This window comes from Intrasporangium chromatireducens Q5-1 (assembly GCF_000576575.1).
GTDB lineage: Bacteria > Actinomycetota > Actinomycetes > Actinomycetales > Dermatophilaceae > Intrasporangium_A > Intrasporangium_A chromatireducens.
Genome location: NZ_AWQS01000006.1, coordinates 19201 through 36785, shown reverse-complemented (window position 1 = coordinate 36785; position 17585 = coordinate 19201). Strand labels below are relative to the sequence as shown.

Here is a 17585-nt window from a genome sequence, read left to right as displayed (position 1 = left end):
TCCCGCGCGACGGCGTGGTGCTGACCCATGGACCTCGTCCTCGGCATCTTCCTCGTCCTGGCGCTGACGGCCGCGACGGGCTACTTCGTCGCCCAGGAGTTCGCGTATGTCGCGGTGGACCGCAACGCCCTGCGGGAGCTCGCCCACTCGGGTGACGCCGCGGCCGGGCGCGCGCTGCGGGTGACCTCGCGCCTCTCCTTCGCCCTGTCGGCTGCGCAGTTCGGGATCACCGTGACGGCCCTGCTCGTCGGCTACGTCTCGGAGCCGCTCGTCGGCGTCGGGCTCGCCGACCTGCTCGGCTTCACCGACCTGTCGTATGCCGCTCGGCTCAGCCTGAGCGTCACCGCGGTCCTCGTCTTCTCCACGGTGGTCCAGATGGTCTTCGGCGAGCTGGCCCCGAAGAACCTCGCCATCGCGCGCACGGTGGCGGTGGCCCGTGCGCTGAGCCGCAGCACGCTGGTCTATCTCACCGTCGTCGGGCCGCTCGTCCGCCTCTTCGATGCCACGTCCACCCGGCTGCTCCGCGCCGTGGGGATCGAGCCCGTCGAGGAGCTCGACCACGGCGCGACACCGGAGGACCTGACCCGGATCATCGACCAGTCCCATGCTGGCGGTCTGCTGCGCGACGACCTGTCCGGCACCCTCGAGGGCGGCCTGCGGCTGCGCGAGCTCACCGCCGACGACGCGATGACGCCGCGCGTGCGGGTCGTGACGATCCCCGCTGAGGCGTCGGTCGACGAGCTCGTCGCCCTGCTCGACACCGGCTACTCCCGCTTCCCGGTCACCGGCCGGGACCGGGACGACATCGTCGGCGTCGTCGGCCTGGCCGAGCTGCTGTCCGTGCCGGCCGCGGAGCGGAGCACCACCCAGGTCGGCGGGGTCGCGTCGCCAGCCAGTGTCGTGCCGACGAGCGCGCGCCTCGGGGCTGTCCTGGACCAGCTGCGGCGTGAGCACCGGCAGCTCGCCGTCGTGATCGACGAGCACGGCGGCTTCGCCGGCGTCCTGTCGCTCGAGGACATCGCGGAGGAAGTCGTCGGCGACATCCTCGACGAGGACGACGTGCCGGACGTGGAGGCCGTCCCCGACGGCCCCGGCGCCTGGGTCGTGCCGGCGAGGCTGCGGCTCGACGAGGTCGCGGCCCGGACCGGCCTGCTCCTGCATGCCGCCGACCCGTTCGAGACCGTCAGCGGGCTCGTGCTCGAGGTCCTCGGCCGCACGCCGGTCGTCGGGGACGGGATCGAGGTCGAGGCGACGTCGGAGGCGCCCCTTCAGGTCAGCACCGCGGACGGCGTGAGCGAGGTGACCGCCGGGGCGGGCCGCCTCGTCGTCACGGCCGTTGACCGCCACGTGCCGCAGACGGTCCGGCTGGAAGCGCTCGAGGCGCTACCGGCAGCACCCGAGCCGGCCGAGACACCCGGCGCGCATCGGGCAGGAGGTGAGCACCGATGATGACGGCGCTGCTGGTCTCCATCGTCCTGCTCGTGCTCAACGCCTTCTTCGTGGCAGCCGAGTTCGCCCTCGTCGCCAGCCGGCGTCACCGGCTGGAGGACCTCGCCAAGGACGGCAGTCGGTCGGCCCGGGCCGCCGTCGCCGGGTCCCGAGAGCTGTCGCTGATGCTGGCCGGCGCGCAGCTCGGCATCACCCTGTGCACCCTCGGCCTCGGCGCGCTGGCAAAGCCGGCCGTCGCCGACCTCATCGGCTCGGGCCTGGGCGCCGTGCGCGTCCCCGACGAGGTGGCCACCGTCATCGGGGTCGTCCTCGCCGTCGCGGTCGTCGTCTTCCTCCACATGGTGGTCGGCGAGATGGCACCGAAGTCGTGGGCCATCGCCCACCCGGAGCGGTCGGCGCTGCTGCTCGCGTTGCCGTTCCGGGCCTTCGCCCGGCTCGTCCGGCCGGTCCTGACCGCCCTCAACGGGATGGCGAACGCGTCGCTGCGCGTCGTCGGGGTCACGCCACAGCCCGAGCTCGCCCAGGCCCACGGGCCGCGCGAGCTGCAGCTGCTCATCTCCTCCTCCCGCGAGCACGGCACGCTCACCGAGCCGGAGCACCGCGTGCTTGCCGGGGCGATCGACCTCGAGACCCGCACCCTCGCCTCGATCATGGTCCCCCTCGAGGAGGCGGTCGTCGTGCCGGCGGGGGCGACCGGGGCACAGGCCGAGGAGATCTCCCACGAGTCGGGCCGCTCGCGACTCGTCGTCGTCCGGGCCGGCACCCCGGTCGGCCTCGTGCACGTCCGCGACGTGGTCCGCGCGCCGGCGCACGAGCCGATCGACCCGGTCGTCTCCCCCGCCGAGCTGCTCTCCCCCGACCTGACGCTGCTCGAGGCGCTGGGCCGGATGCGGGCGGCCCGCCAACAGCTCGTGCTCGTCGGGCCGCCGGACCGACCGGTCGGGCTCGTGTCGATGGAGGACGTGTTGGAGAGGGTCATCGGCCAGTTCGACGACGAGACCGATTGAGCCAAGGCGCGGGGCTTCAGTCGGTGCGGGGCTCCGCCCGCACCACTCCGACGGGCACGAGAGCGCGCTGGAGCAGCTTGTGGCTGACCGAGCCCAGCGCCATACCGGCGAAGCCTCCACGCCCGCGGCTGCCGACGATGAGGAGCCCCGCGTCCTGCGAGCGCTCGAGCAGCACGTCGACCGGCCGCCCGTTGCGCAGATCGACCTCGACGCTCAGGTCGGGGTGCTTTGCGCGGACCGGCTGGAGCACCTGGTCGATCATCGCCCGGTAGCGCTGCTCGACCTGCTGCCACTCGGGGCTGCCCTCCTCGGTCACGACGATGCCGTCCACGACCTCGAGCCGCCACGTCGTGACGACGACGAGGGACACGCCCCGGCGGGCAGCCTCGTCGCCCGCGACGGTGGCGGATCGCACGCTGTGCTCGCTGCCGTCGATGCCGACGACAACCGGCCGGGTCACCTCGCCCGGGTCCTCGCCGACCACGACGACGGGGCAGGCGGCGTGCATGGCCGTGTCGAGCGAGGTCGTCCCGAGCAGGATCCGCTCCAGCGTCCCCTTGCGGCCGCTGCCGACGACGACGATCCGGGCCTGCTCGGAGGCATCCACGAGCGCCTGCGACGGCGTGCCCCACGGCCGGCTCGCCGTGACGGCGAGGTCGGAGTGTTCGCGCCCGATCCTCGCTCGGGCCTCGTCGATCACGCGGGCGCCGCTGTCGCCGAGCTCGGGCTCGAGGCCGATCGGCACGAAGCCGGCGTCCCAGGCGCCGACGAGCCCGGCGTGGATCTCCTGGGCAGTCAACAGGTGCAGGGGCGCGCCGAGCAGCGTGGCCTCACGGGCCGCGAAGGCGAGGACCGTGCCGTCCTTGTCACTCCCGTCGAGGCCCGCGACCACGGCGCCCGGGGGGACGTCGTCGTCATGCTGACGCCGCCCGGCTGCCTCCGCAGCGTCGTCGGTCCGGTCGAGGGGCTGGTCACTGTATTCGGCGGTCATGCCCCATTCTCACCCGCGGGTCCACCGAGGGCACCGGGTACCCGCGGACCTGCGTCGGCCGCTGCCAGCCCGGTGCGGTGCCGGGGCCAGAGACGAAAAAGGCTGCAGATCGGCCACAATCCCCGCAGACTCTTTCGTCCCGGCCCGCGTGCCGATACGGTTCCTGCATTCGCGACGGGACTGCGCAGGACGCGGGCCGGAGCGGTTCTGACCATCTAGGAGGAACGTCATGCAGATTCGTCGTGGGGCAGCAGCTCTCGCGGGCGCCGCCGCCCTCGGGCTGCTTGTCTCGGCGTGTGGCGCCGGGAACACCGGCAACAACACCGGCACGGGCAGCACCGGAGGAGGCGGGGGCGCCGGCGGTGGGTCGCTCATCGTCGGCACGACCGACAAGGTCGTCTCGATCGACCCGGCGGGTGCGTACGACAACGGCTCGATGCAGGTGCAGACGCAGGTCTACCAGTACCTGCTCAACTTCCCGCAGGGCAAGAACGCGCCGGAGCCCGATGCCGCCGAGAAGTGCGACTTCACCAGCCCGACCGAGTACACCTGCACGATGAAGGACGGGCTCAGGTTCGCCAACGGGGACCCCCTGACCGCGAAGAGCGTCGCCTTCTCGTTCAAGCGCATCGTCGACATCAACGACCCGAACGGGCCGGCCGCGCTCCTGGGCAACATGGAGTCGGTCACCGCCAAGGACGACAAGACGGTCGTCTTCAAGCTCAAGGCCGCCAACGACCAGACCTGGCCGCAGATCCTCGTCACGTCGGCCGGGCCGATCGTCGACGAGAAGGTCTACCCGCCGAACAAGGTGCTCTCCGACGACGAGGCCGTCAAGGCGCAGGGCTTCTCCGGGCCGTACACGATCGGCAGCTACCAGAAGAACCAGATCGCCCAGTTCAAGGCCAACCCGTCCTACAACGGGGCGTTCAACAAGCCGAGCATCGCCCAGGTGACGATGAAGTACTACACCTCGGCCGACAACCTCAAGCTCGACATCCAGAACAAGAACATCGACGTCGCGTGGCGGTCCCTGACCCCGACCGACATCGAGTCGCTGCAGAGCGTCAACGGCATCAAGGTCTACACCGGCGCCGGCGGCGAGCTGCGCTACATGGTCTTCAACCTCAAGACGATGCCGGGCAGCAACGACGCGCAGAAGCTCGCGATCCGTCAGGCGATGGCGTCGAGCATCGACCGTGACGCGCTCTCGACGAAGGTCTACAAGGGCACCTTCAAGCCGTCCTACTCCCAGGTGCCGCCGGGCCTGCCGGGCGCCAATGAGGCGTTCAAGGCCCTCTACGGCGAGAAGCCGAACGTCGACCAGGCGAAGAAGTACCTGACCGACGCCGGGGTCAGCATCCCCGTCTCGCTCCAGATCCAGTACAACCCGGACCACTACGGGAGCAACTCCGACCAGGAGTACAACGAGATCAAGCGCCAGCTCGAGGCGACCAACCTCTTCAAGGTCAACCTCCAGTCCGCCGAGTGGACGACCTACTCGAAGGAGCGCACGAAGGACTCGTACCCGATCTACCAGCTCGGGTGGTTCCCGGACTTCCCCGACGCGGACAACTACCTGTCCCCGTTCTTCGGTCCGAACAACTTCCTGCAGTCGCACTACTCGAACCAGGAGATGAACAAGCTGCTCACCGACGAGGTGACGCAGGGCGACAAGGCCAAGCGCGAGCAGCTGCTCGGCCAGATCCAGGACAAGGTGGCCAAGGAGGTGCCGACGCTGCCGATGCTCTACGGAGCCCAGGTGGCCGTGGCCAAGGATGACGTCAAGGGCGTGCAGGAGACCCTCGACGCAGCCTTCAAGTTCCGGTTCACCTCTCTCTCGAAGTAGTCTCCACGGCACGACAGGTGGGCCCGGGAGTGCCAGCTTCTGCTGCGCTCCCGGGCCCGCCCCGTGTCCTGCGTTGGAAGGTCCTGACCCATGGCGATCGCGGAGGTCCTCGGCACCGAGGAACCGACTGACCCTCAGCCGGAGCACCGCACCAAGGGCGGTATGCCGCCGCTGCTGAGATACCTCATCGTCCGGGTCGCGCTCGTGATCCCGATGATCTGGATCCTCGTCACCCTCGTGTTCCTGCTCATGCGGGTCATCGGTGACCCGATCACGGCGGCCCTCGGCGGCCGGCTCAGCCCGGACCAGATCGAGGCGCGCAAGACGGCGGCGGGCCTGAACGGTCCGATCCTCGGGCAGTACTGGGACTACCTGAGCGGGATCCTCCGGTTCGACTTCGGGCACACCCTGACCGACAACCGGTCGATCACCGACATCTTCGTCGTCAACGGGGCGGCGACCCTCGAGCTGGCGTTCTGGTCGCTCCTCGTCGCCTTCCTCATCGGTATCCCGCTCGGGCGCCTCGCGGCCCGTTACCGGGACCGGGCACCCGACGTCGTGCTGCGCCTGTTCTCGATCGTCGTCTACGCCGCGCCGGTCTTCTTCCTCGGCCTGCTCTTCAAGCTTGCCTTCTCGCCGTTCGGCTGGCCGGTCGCGGGCCGCTCGAGCATCGCGACCGAGCTGGGGCTGGCCAACGTGCAGCCGAAGACGAACATCATGATCCTCGACGCGATCCTCTGGGGCGACCAGAGCTACATCTGGGACGTGCTCCAGCACGCCGTGCTCCCCGCCCTGACGCTCGGCCTGCTGACCGGCGGCGTGTTCCTCCGGCTCGTGCGGATCAACCTGATCGGCACGCTCAACTCCGACTACGTCACGGCGGCCCGTGCCCGGGGCGTCCCCGAGCGCCGCGTCGTCGGCAAGCACGCCTTCCGCAACGCGCTCGTGCCCGTCGTCACCGTCATGGGCATGCAGATCGCCATGCTGCTCGGGGGCGCCGTGCTGACGGAGACGACCTTCGAGTGGCAGGGCCTCGGCTACACGCTGGCGCAGTACCTCATCAAACGCGACTTCGTCGCGGTGCAGGGCATCGTGACCCTGTTCGCGCTCGTCGTCAGCATCGCGAGCCTCCTCATCGACGTCATCGTCGCCTTCGTCGACCCGCGCGTCCGGTTCTGAGTCAGGAGCAGCCATGTTCGCCCTCATCCGCAACACCCGCGGCGTCCAGCGCGGGATGCTCCTCACCGGTCTCGTCGTCATCGCCCTGTTCGTCGTGCTCGCCGTCTTCGCGCCGCTCATCGCCCCCTACGGCTTCAACGACGCGAGCGCGAACGGGCACGACTTCCCGATCCAGGGCGCGCCGTCGGCGGCCCACTGGTTCGGCACGAGCGTCGGTGGCGAGGACGTCTTCTCCCGAGTCGTCTACGGCGCACGTACGGCGCTCGAGGTCGTCGTGCTCGCAGTCATCCTGTCGCTGTGCATCGGTGTGCCCCTCGGCCTGCTGTCCGGCTACGTCGGTCGCTGGCTGGACCGCGTCCTGGTGCTCATCACCGACGCGATGTACGCCTTCCCCTCGCTGCTGCTCGCGATCATCGTGGCGATCGTCGTCTCGGGCGGCCAGTCGGGCGTCACCGCCGGGGTCATGGCCGCGGCGCTGTCGATCACGGTCGTGTTCATCCCCCAGTACTTCAGGGTCGTGCGCAACGCGACGCTCAGCGTCAAGGTCGAGCCGTACGTCGACGCCGCCCGGGTCGTCGGCACTCCCGTGCCACGCATCCTCGTCCGGCACATCTTCGCCAACGTCCGGCAGACCCTGCCGATCATCGCCACGCTGAACGGCTCCGAGGCGATCCTGACGCTGGCCGGGCTCGGCTTCCTCGGCTTCGGCATCCAGCCGTCGGCGGCCGCCGAGTGGGGCTACGACCTCAACAAGGCCATGTCCGACGCGACGAACGGCATCTGGTGGACGGGCGTCTTCCCCGGCGCCGCGATCGTGCTGCTCGTCCTCGGGATCACCCTCGTCGGCGAGAGCCTCAACGACCTGCTCGACCCGCGGCTGCGGGCCCGACGCGGGGACACGAGCGAGGCGGACGCCGCGGAGATCGCGGCCGATGCCGCCGCAGAAGGAGCGACCGAGGAGGCACCGGTGCGGCGCGCCGGCGGCGAGCGACGGGTCGCCACCCTCAGCCTGACCGACCTCAGCGTCAGCTTCCGCACCGACAGCGGCCCCGTCCGCGCGGTCGACCACGTCAGCTTCGACGTCGCGCCGGGCGAGGTCGTGGCCGTCGTCGGCGAGTCCGGCTCGGGCAAGTCGGTCAGCTCCCGCGCCGTGCTCGGCCTGCTCCCGGCGAGCGCGTCGGTCTCGGGCTCGGCGACGCTCAGCACCGACTCCGCGGCTCCCGAGGAGCTCATCGGGGCGCCCTACCGCACCCTGAGGGCCGTCCGCGGCGACGAGGTGTCGATGATCTTCCAGGAGCCCTCCACGGCCCTGAACCCGGTCTACACGATCGGCTGGCAGCTGATGGAGGGCATCCGGGCCCACGAGAAGGTCTCGCGCAAGCACGCCCGTGCCCGCGCAGTCGAGCTGCTCGACCTGGTCGGCATCCCCGACCCCGAGCGGCGCGTCGACTACTACCCGCACCAGCTGTCCGGTGGCCAGAAGCAGCGGGTCGTCATTGCCATGGCGATCGCGTGCGAGCCCGACGTCATCGTCGCGGACGAGCCGACGACGGCCCTCGACGTCACGGTCCAGGCGGCCGTCCTCGAGCTGCTGCTCGACCTGCGCGACCGGCTGGGCACGGCCATCGTCCTGATCACCCACAACATGGGAGTCGTCGCCGACATGGCCGACCGGGTCGTCGTCATGTACCGCGGCCGGATTGTCGAGGAGGCGCCCGTCGAGCCGCTCTTCGCCGACCCGCAGCACCCCTACACGCGCCGCCTGCTCGACGCCGTCCCGCACCTCGGCCACGGTTCGGGTCGTGACCTGTCCGTCGAGGCGGACGCCGAGCCGGTGCTCGAGATCGACGACCTCGTCGTCGAGTTCCCCGGCAAGTTCGGCCAGCCGAGCTTCCGGGCGGTCGACCACGTCTCGCTCACGGTGCACCGCGGTGAGGTCCTCGGCCTCGTCGGCGAGTCGGGCTCGGGCAAGTCGACCGTGGGCCGCTGCGTCGTCGGTCTGCAACGGCCGACGAGCGGCGTCGTCCGGCTGAGCGGCCAGCAGATCTCGGGACTGTCCGACCGGCACCTCAAGTCGCTGCGCAGCCGCTACGGCTTCGTCTTCCAGGACCCGGCCGCCTCGCTCAACCCGCAGATGACGATCGGCGACTGCATCGCCGAGCCCCTGCGTGCCGAGGGCAGGCTCAACGCCGCCCAGCAGCGCGGGCGCGTCGAGGAGCTGCTCGAGCGGGTCGAGCTGCCGGCCGCTTACGGCCAGCGCTACCCCCACGAGCTCTCCGGCGGCCAGCGCCAGCGGGTCAGCCTTGCCCGCTCGCTGGCCCTCCGTCCCGAGGTGCTCATCGCCGACGAGCCGACCTCCGCGCTCGACGTGTCCGTGCAGGCCCGCGTCCTCGAGCTGTTCGCCCAGCTGCAGGAGGAGCTGCAGTTCGCGTGCATCTTCATCAGCCACGACCTCGCCGTTGTCGACATGCTCGCGAACCGGGTCGCGGTGATGCAACGCGGCAAGATCGTCGAGATCGGCAGCCGCGAACAGGTGCTCGGCTCCCCGCAGCAGGAGTACACCAAGCAGCTGATCGCCGCCGTCCCGGTGCCGGACCCGGTCGAGCAGCGGCGCCGACGCGAGGAGCGTGGCGACCTGCTGACCGGCATCAGCTGACCGTCAGGACCCGCGGAGGACGTCGGCGAGGACCACGGCCTGGTTGTGTTCCTCGTCCCGGGCCGAGTAGACGAGGGTCACCACGTCGTGGTCGGCCACCAGGTCGCGAAGGTGGCTGAGCGGCATACTGCCGTCCAGCTCGTCGCGATAGCGGCGCGCGAACTCCGCGAACCGCTCGGGTCGGTGGCCGAACCATGTGCGCAGCTCGGTCGAGGGGCCGGCCTCCTTGACCCACTCGTCGACGTGGGCCGCCTCCTTGGACAGCCCGCGTGGCCAGACCCGGTCGACGAGGACTCGGTAGCCGTCCTCGTCGGAAGCGTCCTCGTAGACCCGTTTGACGTGCACCGTTGCCATCGTCCGCCTCGCTTCCGCTCGTCCCGAGACTAACGCCGCGGTATGCCGCTCAGCTCGCGCCGGGGGGCACCGCCCGCTGCGCGCGGGGCGGGAAGCAACGACCCACCTCGTTTGTTGAAGTTTCCATGAAGATTGACATCTGGTCCGACATCGCCTGCCCGTGGTGCTTCATCGGCAAGCGCCGGTTCGAGAAGGCCCTCGCTGCGTTCGAGCACCGGGACGCCGTCGAGGTGACGTGGCACAGCTACCAGCTCGACCCGGCCCTGCCGGAGCGCTATGACGGCACCGAGGCCGACTACCTCGCGACCCGCAAGGGAATGCCGCCCGAGCAGGTGCGCCAGATGCTCGCCCACGTCGCAGGGATCGCAGCCGAGGAGGGCCTGGCCTACGACTTCGACGCGCTCGTCGTCGCCAACAGCGGCCGGGCCCACGAGCTGCTCCACCTCGCGGCCGAACATGGCCTCGCCGGCGCCGTCAAGGAGTCGCTGCTCTCGGCCCACTTCGAGCACGGCGAGGACATCGGCTCGCTCGAGACGCTGACGCGGATCGGGGTCGCGGCCGGACTGGAGCGGGGCGAGGTCGAGTCAGCCCTCGTGGACGGGCACTACCGGGCCGCAGTGCAGTCCGACATCCGACAGGCGGGCAGCCTTGGCATCCAAGGGGTTCCGTTCTTTGTCCTGGAGAACAAGTACGGCATCTCCGGGGCGCAGCCGACCGAGGTGTTCAGCCAGGCCCTGGCCCAGGTGTGGCAGGAGTCGAACCCGCTCGTCATGGTGAGTCCGGCTGGCGCGCAAAGCGACTCGGGTGCCTGTGGCCCGGACGGCTGCGCCATCTGACTCCCCCGTCGAGTGAGCGCAAACTCCGGAGTTTGCGCTCGCTCGACGGGTCACAACCGGAGTTTGCGCTCCTTCGACGGTCAGGGGCGGCGGTCGGTGCGGAGCACCGAGTAGAGGTGGCCGTCGTGCCAGGCACCGTCGCGCCAGTGGGCACCCCGGACGACCCCCTCGTCGGTGAACCCGGCCCGCTGCAGCGCCCGCTGCTCGGCGAGGTTCGCGACGTCCGTGTGCGCCTGGACCCGGTTCGTCGCCGTGTGCCTGAAGAACAGGTCGACGAGCAGGCGCTGCGCCTCCGTGCCGGCCCCCGAGCCCCGCGAGCCCGCCTGGACCCAGATGCCGATCATCGGGCAGCGCGAGGCCCGGGTCGGGCCCCACTGCACCCAGGTCCAGCTCACCGTCCCGACCGGCTGGCCGTCGACGACGACGGCGAGCGCGCCGTCGTCGTCGAGACGACACGGCGGCGGGGCCGGGTAGCCGCCCCGGGGTCCGAAGTCGTCGAACTCCGAGTCGGGGGGACGGGCCTCGGCGAACTCACCGGAGCGCAGGGGACGGAGCACGACGGACGAGGTGAGCGGCATACGGGAAGACTACGAGGGCAGGATGGAGTGATGTGCGTGAAGGAGCAGGTATGCCGCTGAGCCGGCCCCGTCGTGAGCGTGACCACCGCACGCCAGTCCTCATCGCCCTCATGCTCGCCATGGCCCTGATCGCCATGGACACGACGATCGTCGCCACGGCGATCCCCCAGGTCGTGAGCGACCTCGGTGGGTTCTCCCTCATCGGCTGGGTCTTCTCGATCTACCTGCTCGCCCAGACGATGACGATCCCGATCTACGGGAAGTTCGCCGACCTCTACGGCCGCAAGCCGGTCCTCGTCCTCGGCTCGGTCATCTTCCTGCTCGGGTCGGTCCTGTCGGCGTTCTCGTGGAACATGCTCGCGCTCATCGTCTTCCGTGGCCTGCAGGGTCTTGGCGCGGGCGCGATCGGCGCGACGGTGCAGACGCTCGCCGGCGACCTCTACGACATCCGGGAGCGCGGCCGCATCCAGGGCTACCTCTCGAGCGTCTGGGGCATCTCCGCCGTCGTCGCGCCGACCCTCGGTGGCGTCTTCGCGCAGTACGCCTCGTGGCGCTGGATCTTCCTGGTCAACGTGCCGATCGGCGCGCTGGCGCTGACCTTCATCGTCCGCGACGTCCACGAGCACGTCGAGCGGCACCAGCACCGGATCGACTGGCTCGGCGCCGCGCTGCTGTTCACCGCGGCCGGTCTCGGCATGTTCGGCCTGCTCGAGGGCGGCACCGCCTGGGCATGGTGGTCGACGCCGAGCGTCGTCATCTTCGTGGTCGCCCTCCTGATCGGTCTCGCGGCCGTGGCCGTCGAGCGGCGGGCCCCCGAGCCGGTCATGCCGCCATGGCTGTGGACGCGACGGCTCACCGCCGGGTCCTATCTCGCGACGGCGATGGCGGGACTGGCCGTGATCGGGCTGTCGACCTTCCTGCCCACCTGGGCCCAGGCGGTCGGCGGCCTGAGCCCGATCGCCGCCGGCTTCGTCCTCGCGACGATGAGCATGAGCTGGCCGCTCGCCTCCGGGCTGTCCAGCCGGCTCTACCTGCGGATCGGGTTCCGGGACACCGCCCTCGTCGGCGCACTCTTCGCCATCGCTGCGGGCGTGGTCTTCGTGCTGATGGGCGAGAACGCCCCGGTCTGGCAGCCCGTCCTCGGCAGCCTGCTCATGGGGGCGGGGATGGGCTTGATCACCGCACCGCTCCTCGTCGGTCTCCAGTCGACCGTCGACTGGGGTGAGCGCGGCGTGGTGACCGGCGGGGCGATGTTCTCCCGCTTCCTCGGCCAGAGCCTCGGCGCAGCCGTGTTCGGTGCGGTCACGAACGCCGTCCTCGCCGCGCGACTGGAAAGTGCGCCGCCCTCGTTGCAGGGGAAGGTGGCCGGCACCGTCGACGAGGTGAGCCGCGCACTGACCGGCCATCCCGCCGCCGACGCCGCCGAGTTCATGCGGTCGGCACTGCACGCGTCGACGCACGCGGTCTTCGTCGCGCTGCTCGTCTCCGCCGTCGCGACGCTCGGCATCCTCCTGCTCCTCGTGCCTCGTCACTTCCCCACCATCTCGGCGGCCGAGACCGACACCGCGGCGCGAAGCTAGCCTGACGAGGGACGAAGGCACCTGTAGCCCCGAGGAGGACCCATGGCACGCATCGCGCTCATCGGCGGACACGGCAAGGTCGCGCTCCTCGCTGCACCGATCCTCGTCGGCGCCGGCCACGACGTGGTGTCCGTGGTGCGCAACCCCGACCACGTAAGCGACGTCGAGGCGACCGGAGCGGTCGCCCGCGTCCTGGACGTCGAGACGCTCGATGACGCCGGCACGGACGACCTCGTCCGGGGGTTCGACGCCGTCGTGTGGTCCGCGGGCGCGGGCGGAGGCGACCCGGAGCGCACGTATGCCGTCGACCGGGACGCGGCGATCCGCACGATCGACGCCGCCTCACGAGTCGGGGCCCGCCGGTTCGTGATGGTCTCCTACTTCGGTGCCGGCGCGGACCATGGCGTGCCCGAGGACAACTCGTTCCACGCCTACGCCGAGGCCAAGACGGCTGCCGACGCCCACCTCGCCGTCAGCGACCTCGACTGGACCATCCTGCGCCCGAGCGGCCTCACGACGGACCCCGGCAGCGGCAAGGTGAGTGTCGGCGCGGACCAGCCCGCGGGCCACGTGTCTCGGGCCAACGTCGCGGCCGCCATCGCTGCCGTCCTCGAGTCGCCGGCGAGCGTCCGGGGCGTCTACGAGTTCAACGACGGCGACACCCCGATCACCGAGGCGTTCGGCCAGGGCGCTGCCCGCTGAGGCACGCCGCGCGCCCCGACCCGACGGACGCGACCGACGAGCGGGATCCAGCACAGCGGCATACCCCTGGGCCCCTCATTCGTCGAGCGACAGCTCGGCGACGAGAGCCCGATGGTCAGAGACGGGCAGGGCGAGCGCCGTGTCGCCACCGCCACGGATCGGGCCGCCGACGAGGATGTGGTCGAGCTGCTGCGTCGGCGCCTCGGCGGGGAACGTCAGCTGGGACGCCACCGGCCGCAGGCCGCTGATCCGGGCCGCCGGCTCCGGCCCCATGTTGAGGTCCCCCATGAGCACGAACGCCCCCGACTCGTCGGCGAGGCTCGTCACGAGGTGGCGCAGCTGGCGGCCGTTCCACCGGTCGATGAAGGACAGGTGGGTGTTGACGAAGGTCACGCAGCCGTGCGGCGTCTCCACGGCGGCCACCACGGCGACCCGGGGCTCGTCACGGACCAGCTCGGGCACCCGGCTGCCCTGGAAGCGCATCGGGACGGGGAACGGCAGCGACGCGAGCCGGACGACCTGCCAGCCCTGGACGCGGTAGCGCGACAGCAGCGCGATCCCGTAGGCCGCCGTGTCCGGCTGCTCCTCGCCCGTGGCGGCCATCCACGTGGATCCGGGACTGCCCGCGAGGGCCGCGACGAACTGGTGCTCCTGCGCGCCCATCGCCTCGGCCGCGATCGCGGTGAGGTCCGCGTGGTCGGACCGGTGCTGGTTGCGGTCGACCTCCTGCAGCGCGAGCACGTCCGCGTCGATCTCCCGGATGGCCCTGCGGAACCCCTCCAGGTCGACGTGCTGGTCGGTCGGCACACGCCCGTTGAGGATGTTGAACGTCGCGACTCTCATGGCCGTGCCCCTACCCGCCCGGCGCGCGGTGACTCGTCCGGGCGGGTGCGACGGCGGCTGCTCGGGTAGAGAGGAGGCATGGGAAGCGAGGAGACACCGGACCTGCGTGAGGCGCTCAAGACGGTCGCCGTGGCGCTGAAGCGCTCGGGCGTGCCCTTCGCCCTCATGGGCGGGTATGCCGCCTGGGCCCGCGGCGGCCCCGAGCCGGACCACGACGTCGACTTCCTCATCGCCGAGGAGGACTCCGCGGCGGCGGCCAAGTTCCTGGCCGAGGAGGGCCTCGACGTCGTCGAGCCGCCCGAGGACTGGCTGTTCAAGGTCTTCACCAACGGGGCGATGGTCGATGTGATCTTCCGCGACTCGGACCTGACCGCCGGCCGCGACCTGGTGGAGCGGGCGACGGTCATGCAGGTGCTTTCCGTCGACATGCCCGTGATGCCCGCCACCGAGCTCGTCGCCTCCAAGCTCAACGCCCTCGACGAGCACTACTGCGACCTGACGATGCCGCTCGCGGTGGCTCGGGCGCTGCGCGAGCAGGTCGACTGGGAGCGGGTCGAGCGCGACACGTCCGGCAACGACTTCGCCGCTGCCGTGCTCTACCTGCTGCGTCGGCTCGGGATCATCGACCGGGCGGCCGCCACCTGATTGCGGTCGCCCACGGAAGGAACACGACATGAACGGAGTTGCATGGGCATGAAGAAGATCGGGTTCCTCTCGTTCGGCCACTGGACGCCGTCACCGCACTCACAGACCCGCACCGCCTCAGATGCGTTGCTCCAGTCGATCGAGCTGGCGGTCGCCGCCGAGGAGCTTGGCGCGGACGGCGCCTACTTCCGGGTCCACCATTTCGCGCGTCAGCTCGCCTCGCCGTTCCCCCTTCTCGCCGCGGTGGGCGCCCGGACGAGCCGGATCGAGATCGGCACGGGCGTGATCGACATGCGCTACGAGAACCCGCTCTACATGACCGAGGACGCCGGCGCCGCCGACCTCATCTCCGGCGGGCGGCTCCAGCTCGGCATCAGCCGCGGCTCACCCGAGCAGGTCGTCGACGGCTTCCGCTACTTCGGCTACGTCCCCGAGGAGGGCTCGGACGCCGCCGCCATGGCGCGTCAGCACACCGCCGTCTTCCTGCAGATGCTCGATGGCAAGGGCTTCGCCGAGCCGAACCCCCGCCCCATGTTCCCCAACCCACCGGGTCTGCTGCGCCTTGAGCCGCAGTCCCCCGGCCTGCGCGACCGCATCTGGTGGGGCGCCGGCTCCCGTTCGACCGCGGAGTGGACGGCCGAGCAGGGGATGAACCTGATGAGCTCGACCCTGCTCACCGAGGACACCGGCGTGCCGTTCCACCAGCTGCAGGCCGAGCAGATCCAGCGGTTCCGCGACGCGTGGCAGGCGGCCGGCCACACGCGCGAGGCCCGGGTGTCGGTGAGCCGCAGCATCTTCCCGATCGTCAGCGACATGGACCGTGCCTACTTCGGGCACGAGGCCGCGAGCCAGGACCAGGTCGGCATGCTCGAGGGCGGCCTCGCCCGGTTCGGGAAGTCGTACGCCGACGAACCGGAGCGGCTCGTGAAGGCGCTCGCCGAGGACGAGGCCATCGCCGCCGCCGACACGCTGCTGCTCACGGTGCCGAACCAGCTCGGCGTCGACTACAACGCCCATGTCATCGAAAGCATCCTCAAGCACGTCGCGCCGGAGCTCGGCTGGCACTGAGCCGTCCCGGCGGCTTGCCCTAGTCTTGCTCTGGTGACGGACGCATGGGCCAGCTACCTCGACGAGCGACGCAACAGGGGGTTCGGCGACATCCTCGCGGTCTCGGGACAGACCGAGTCGCGAGCGGCAAGCGGCCTGCACGCCGGCGCGGAGAATCTCGTCACCAAGGCGCTCCGTGCCCTCGAAGAGGGGGACGAGGAGCGTGCAGTGCGCTACACGTCCCAGGCGTCCCGCCTCCCCTGGGACGCACACGAGGAGGTGTGGCCGGGGGCGCTGGCGACGCACTTCGCCCTGTTCGAGGAGCTGAGCGAAGCGATGGAGGACGCCGAGGACGGCGACACGAGGTGGATCGACGACGCGGTGACCGTGCTCGGGGAGGTGTCCGGCGAGCCGCGGGAACACCTCGCCCGGACTCTCGGGATCTTCGGGCGGGACGCGACCATTGACCTCTCCTCTGCGGAGGCCAAGAAGATCCACCGCGCTGTGGGCCGCGACCCGCTCGACGTCGAGTTCGGCACCGACCCGACGGAGACGCCAGAGCAGTTGCTGCCTCGGATGCTGGACCTCCTCCGGGTCACCAACCGCTACCACCTCGTTCACGTACACGGACAGTGATCAGGCGGAGCCTTCGTGAGCAGCGATGGGTGCGATGGTCCCCCGTCCTGCTCACGGCAGGCGACCATCGAGGGCTCCGTCCCGGCCCATAGCCTTCCCGTATGACGTTCACCGGGCTTCCGCACGCGGCCGTCGAGTTCTACGTGGCGCTGGAGGAGAACAACACCCGCGAGTTCTGGCACGCCGAGCGCGAGACGTACGAGCGGGAGGTGCGCGGCCCGATGGCGGCGCTCCTCGCCGCGCTCGAGGACGAGTTCGGTCCGGGGCGGGTGTTCCGGCCGAACCGCAACCTGCGCTTCTCCAGGGACAAGAGCCCGTACAAGACGCACCAGGGGGTGTTCGTCGGCGTGGGTCCACGCGTCGGCTGGTACGCCGAGGTGTCGGCCGACGGTTTCCGCGTCGGGGCCGGCGCCTACCACCTCGATCCGCCGGCACTGGCGTCGTTCCGGCGCGCCGTCGACAGCCCGGCAGGGGGCGAGCTGGCACGGCTCGTCACGACGTTGGCGGCCTCCGGGTGGGAGGTCGGCGGCGACCGGCTCAAGTCCGCACCGCGCGGGTGGAGCCGGGACCATCCGCGCATCGAGCTGCTCCGGCACCGGTCCCTCAGCGTGAGCCGGTGGGTCACGGACGCCGACCTCGTCACGACCCCGGCCCTCGCCGTCCACGTTCGAGACTCCTGGCGGGACGTGCGCCCTCTCGTCGAGTGGGTCAGCGACGTGGTCACGACCCCCGGTGATCCGCAGGACGGTGCGTGAGACGGCGCGGAGCTGGCGATCGACCCCGTCGTCAGCGCGCCTCGTGGGCGGCAATCTCCTCGAGCTTCGGCGCGTAGCTGCCGGCCGGGTCATGGCGCAGGTCCAGCCACAGGTCGAGCAGGGCGTTGGCCGCCGGGGCGGCGATGACGTTCTGTCCCATGCACAGAATCTGTGCGTCGTAGTTCTGGACCGAGCCTCGCACCGTGACCAGGTCGTGCGCCGTCGCGGCTCGCACGCCGGCGACCTTGTTGGCGGCGATGGCTGTCCCGATGCCAGTGCCACAGACGAGGATGCCCCGGTCGGTCCGGCCCTCGACGATCGCCCGAGCCGCCCGGAAGGACACGTCCGGGTAGGTGATCTCTGGGGTCGAGAGGTCCAGCACCTCGCTGACCCGGTCGTCCGCCTCGAGCCACGCCTTCATGGCGTCCTTCAGTGCTGCCCCGTTGCCCGGGGCTCCGATCACGATGCGCACGGCTGG

General features: G+C 70.8%; 17 protein-coding genes. 12 read left to right on the top strand and 5 right to left on the bottom strand.

Annotation, left to right across the window (positions count from 1 at the left end; all coding sequences use genetic code 11):
- Positions 1–27 precede the first annotated feature (27 nt).
- Both N864_RS01655 and N864_RS01650 read left to right on the top strand, forming a co-directional pair.
- Positions 28–1449 (top strand): hemolysin family protein, encoded by a 1422-nt coding sequence (locus N864_RS01655; RefSeq protein ID WP_034712652.1) that lies wholly within the window; start codon positions 28–30, stop codon positions 1447–1449.
- Positions 1446–2456, top strand: coding sequence for a hemolysin family protein (locus N864_RS01650; RefSeq protein WP_205620837.1), 1011 nt, complete (start codon positions 1446–1448; stop codon positions 2454–2456). The genes N864_RS01655 and N864_RS01650 overlap by 4 nt, the downstream gene beginning before the upstream one ends.
- Positions 2457–2472: 16 nt before the next feature.
- Here N864_RS01650 and N864_RS01645 read toward each other — a convergent pair whose 3' ends face one another.
- A complete protein-coding gene (locus N864_RS01645; RefSeq protein ID WP_051518052.1) occupies positions 2473–3447 on the bottom strand; it encodes a universal stress protein in 975 nt (324 codons plus the stop codon).
- Between the two features lie 229 nt (positions 3448–3676).
- Here N864_RS01645 and N864_RS01640 point away from each other — a divergent pair, with 229 nt between their 5' ends.
- From N864_RS01640 to N864_RS26300, 3 genes are all read left to right on the top strand, one after another.
- Positions 3677–5296 (top strand): ABC transporter substrate-binding protein, encoded by a 1620-nt coding sequence (locus N864_RS01640; RefSeq protein ID WP_034712650.1) that lies wholly within the window; start codon positions 3677–3679, stop codon positions 5294–5296.
- A 90-nt stretch (positions 5297–5386) separates the two neighbouring features.
- Complete coding sequence (locus N864_RS01635; RefSeq protein ID WP_081793270.1) at positions 5387–6475, top strand: ABC transporter permease; 1089 nt, start codon at positions 5387–5389, stop codon at positions 6473–6475.
- A gap of 13 nt (positions 6476–6488) precedes the next feature.
- Positions 6489–9131: a dipeptide ABC transporter ATP-binding protein gene (locus tag N864_RS26300; protein WP_081793269.1), complete on the top strand. Its 2643-nt coding sequence runs from the start codon at positions 6489–6491 to the stop codon at positions 9129–9131.
- A 3-nt stretch (positions 9132–9134) separates the two neighbouring features.
- Here the strand turns inward: N864_RS26300 and N864_RS01625 are convergent, their stop codons facing one another.
- Positions 9135–9485, bottom strand: a complete 351-nt coding sequence (locus N864_RS01625; RefSeq protein ID WP_034712648.1) for a DUF488 domain-containing protein — start codon at positions 9483–9485, stop codon at positions 9135–9137.
- A gap of 125 nt (positions 9486–9610) precedes the next feature.
- Here N864_RS01625 and N864_RS01620 point away from each other — a divergent pair, with 125 nt between their 5' ends.
- Positions 9611–10321, top strand: coding sequence for a DsbA family oxidoreductase (locus N864_RS01620; protein ID WP_034712646.1), 711 nt, complete (start codon positions 9611–9613; stop codon positions 10319–10321).
- 80 nt (positions 10322–10401) lie between these two features.
- Here N864_RS01620 and N864_RS01615 read toward each other — a convergent pair whose 3' ends face one another.
- Positions 10402–10899, bottom strand: a complete 498-nt coding sequence (locus tag N864_RS01615; protein ID WP_051518051.1) for a GNAT family N-acetyltransferase — start codon at positions 10897–10899, stop codon at positions 10402–10404.
- 50 nt (positions 10900–10949) lie between these two features.
- Between N864_RS01615 and N864_RS01610 the strand changes: the two genes are divergently transcribed.
- A complete protein-coding gene (locus tag N864_RS01610) occupies positions 10950–12479 on the top strand; it encodes an MDR family MFS transporter (protein WP_051518050.1) in 1530 nt (509 codons plus the stop codon).
- A 42-nt stretch (positions 12480–12521) separates the two neighbouring features.
- On the top strand, positions 12522–13181 hold the full coding sequence (locus N864_RS01605) for an SDR family oxidoreductase (protein WP_034712643.1): 660 nt from the start codon (positions 12522–12524) through the stop codon (positions 13179–13181).
- A 75-nt stretch (positions 13182–13256) separates the two neighbouring features.
- On the opposite strand, the gene N864_RS01600 is transcribed toward N864_RS01605, so the two are convergent.
- Complete coding sequence (locus N864_RS01600; RefSeq protein WP_034712640.1) at positions 13257–14024, bottom strand: endonuclease/exonuclease/phosphatase family protein; 768 nt, start codon at positions 14022–14024, stop codon at positions 13257–13259.
- Positions 14025–14102: 78 nt separating this feature from the next.
- On the opposite strand from N864_RS01600, the gene N864_RS01595 reads away from it, so the two are divergent.
- From N864_RS01595 to N864_RS01580, 4 genes are all read left to right on the top strand, one after another.
- On the top strand, positions 14103–14669 hold the full coding sequence (locus N864_RS01595) for a nucleotidyltransferase family protein (protein WP_034712637.1): 567 nt from the start codon (positions 14103–14105) through the stop codon (positions 14667–14669).
- A gap of 48 nt (positions 14670–14717) precedes the next feature.
- Positions 14718–15737, top strand: coding sequence for an LLM class flavin-dependent oxidoreductase (locus N864_RS01590; protein WP_034712710.1), 1020 nt, complete (start codon positions 14718–14720; stop codon positions 15735–15737).
- A 33-nt stretch (positions 15738–15770) separates the two neighbouring features.
- Entirely contained in the window at positions 15771–16352 is a 582-nt protein-coding gene (locus N864_RS01585; protein ID WP_034712634.1) for a hypothetical protein, read from the top strand.
- 101 nt (positions 16353–16453) lie between these two features.
- A complete protein-coding gene (locus N864_RS01580; RefSeq protein ID WP_034712631.1) occupies positions 16454–17107 on the top strand; it encodes a DUF2461 domain-containing protein in 654 nt (217 codons plus the stop codon).
- 31 nt (positions 17108–17138) lie between these two features.
- On the opposite strand, the gene N864_RS01575 is transcribed toward N864_RS01580, so the two are convergent.
- The gene (locus N864_RS01575) at positions 17139–17579 is read right to left on the bottom strand and encodes an RpiB/LacA/LacB family sugar-phosphate isomerase (RefSeq protein ID WP_034712627.1); all 441 of its coding nucleotides are present in this window, start codon (positions 17577–17579) and stop codon (positions 17139–17141) included.
- Positions 17580–17585 lie beyond the last annotated feature (6 nt).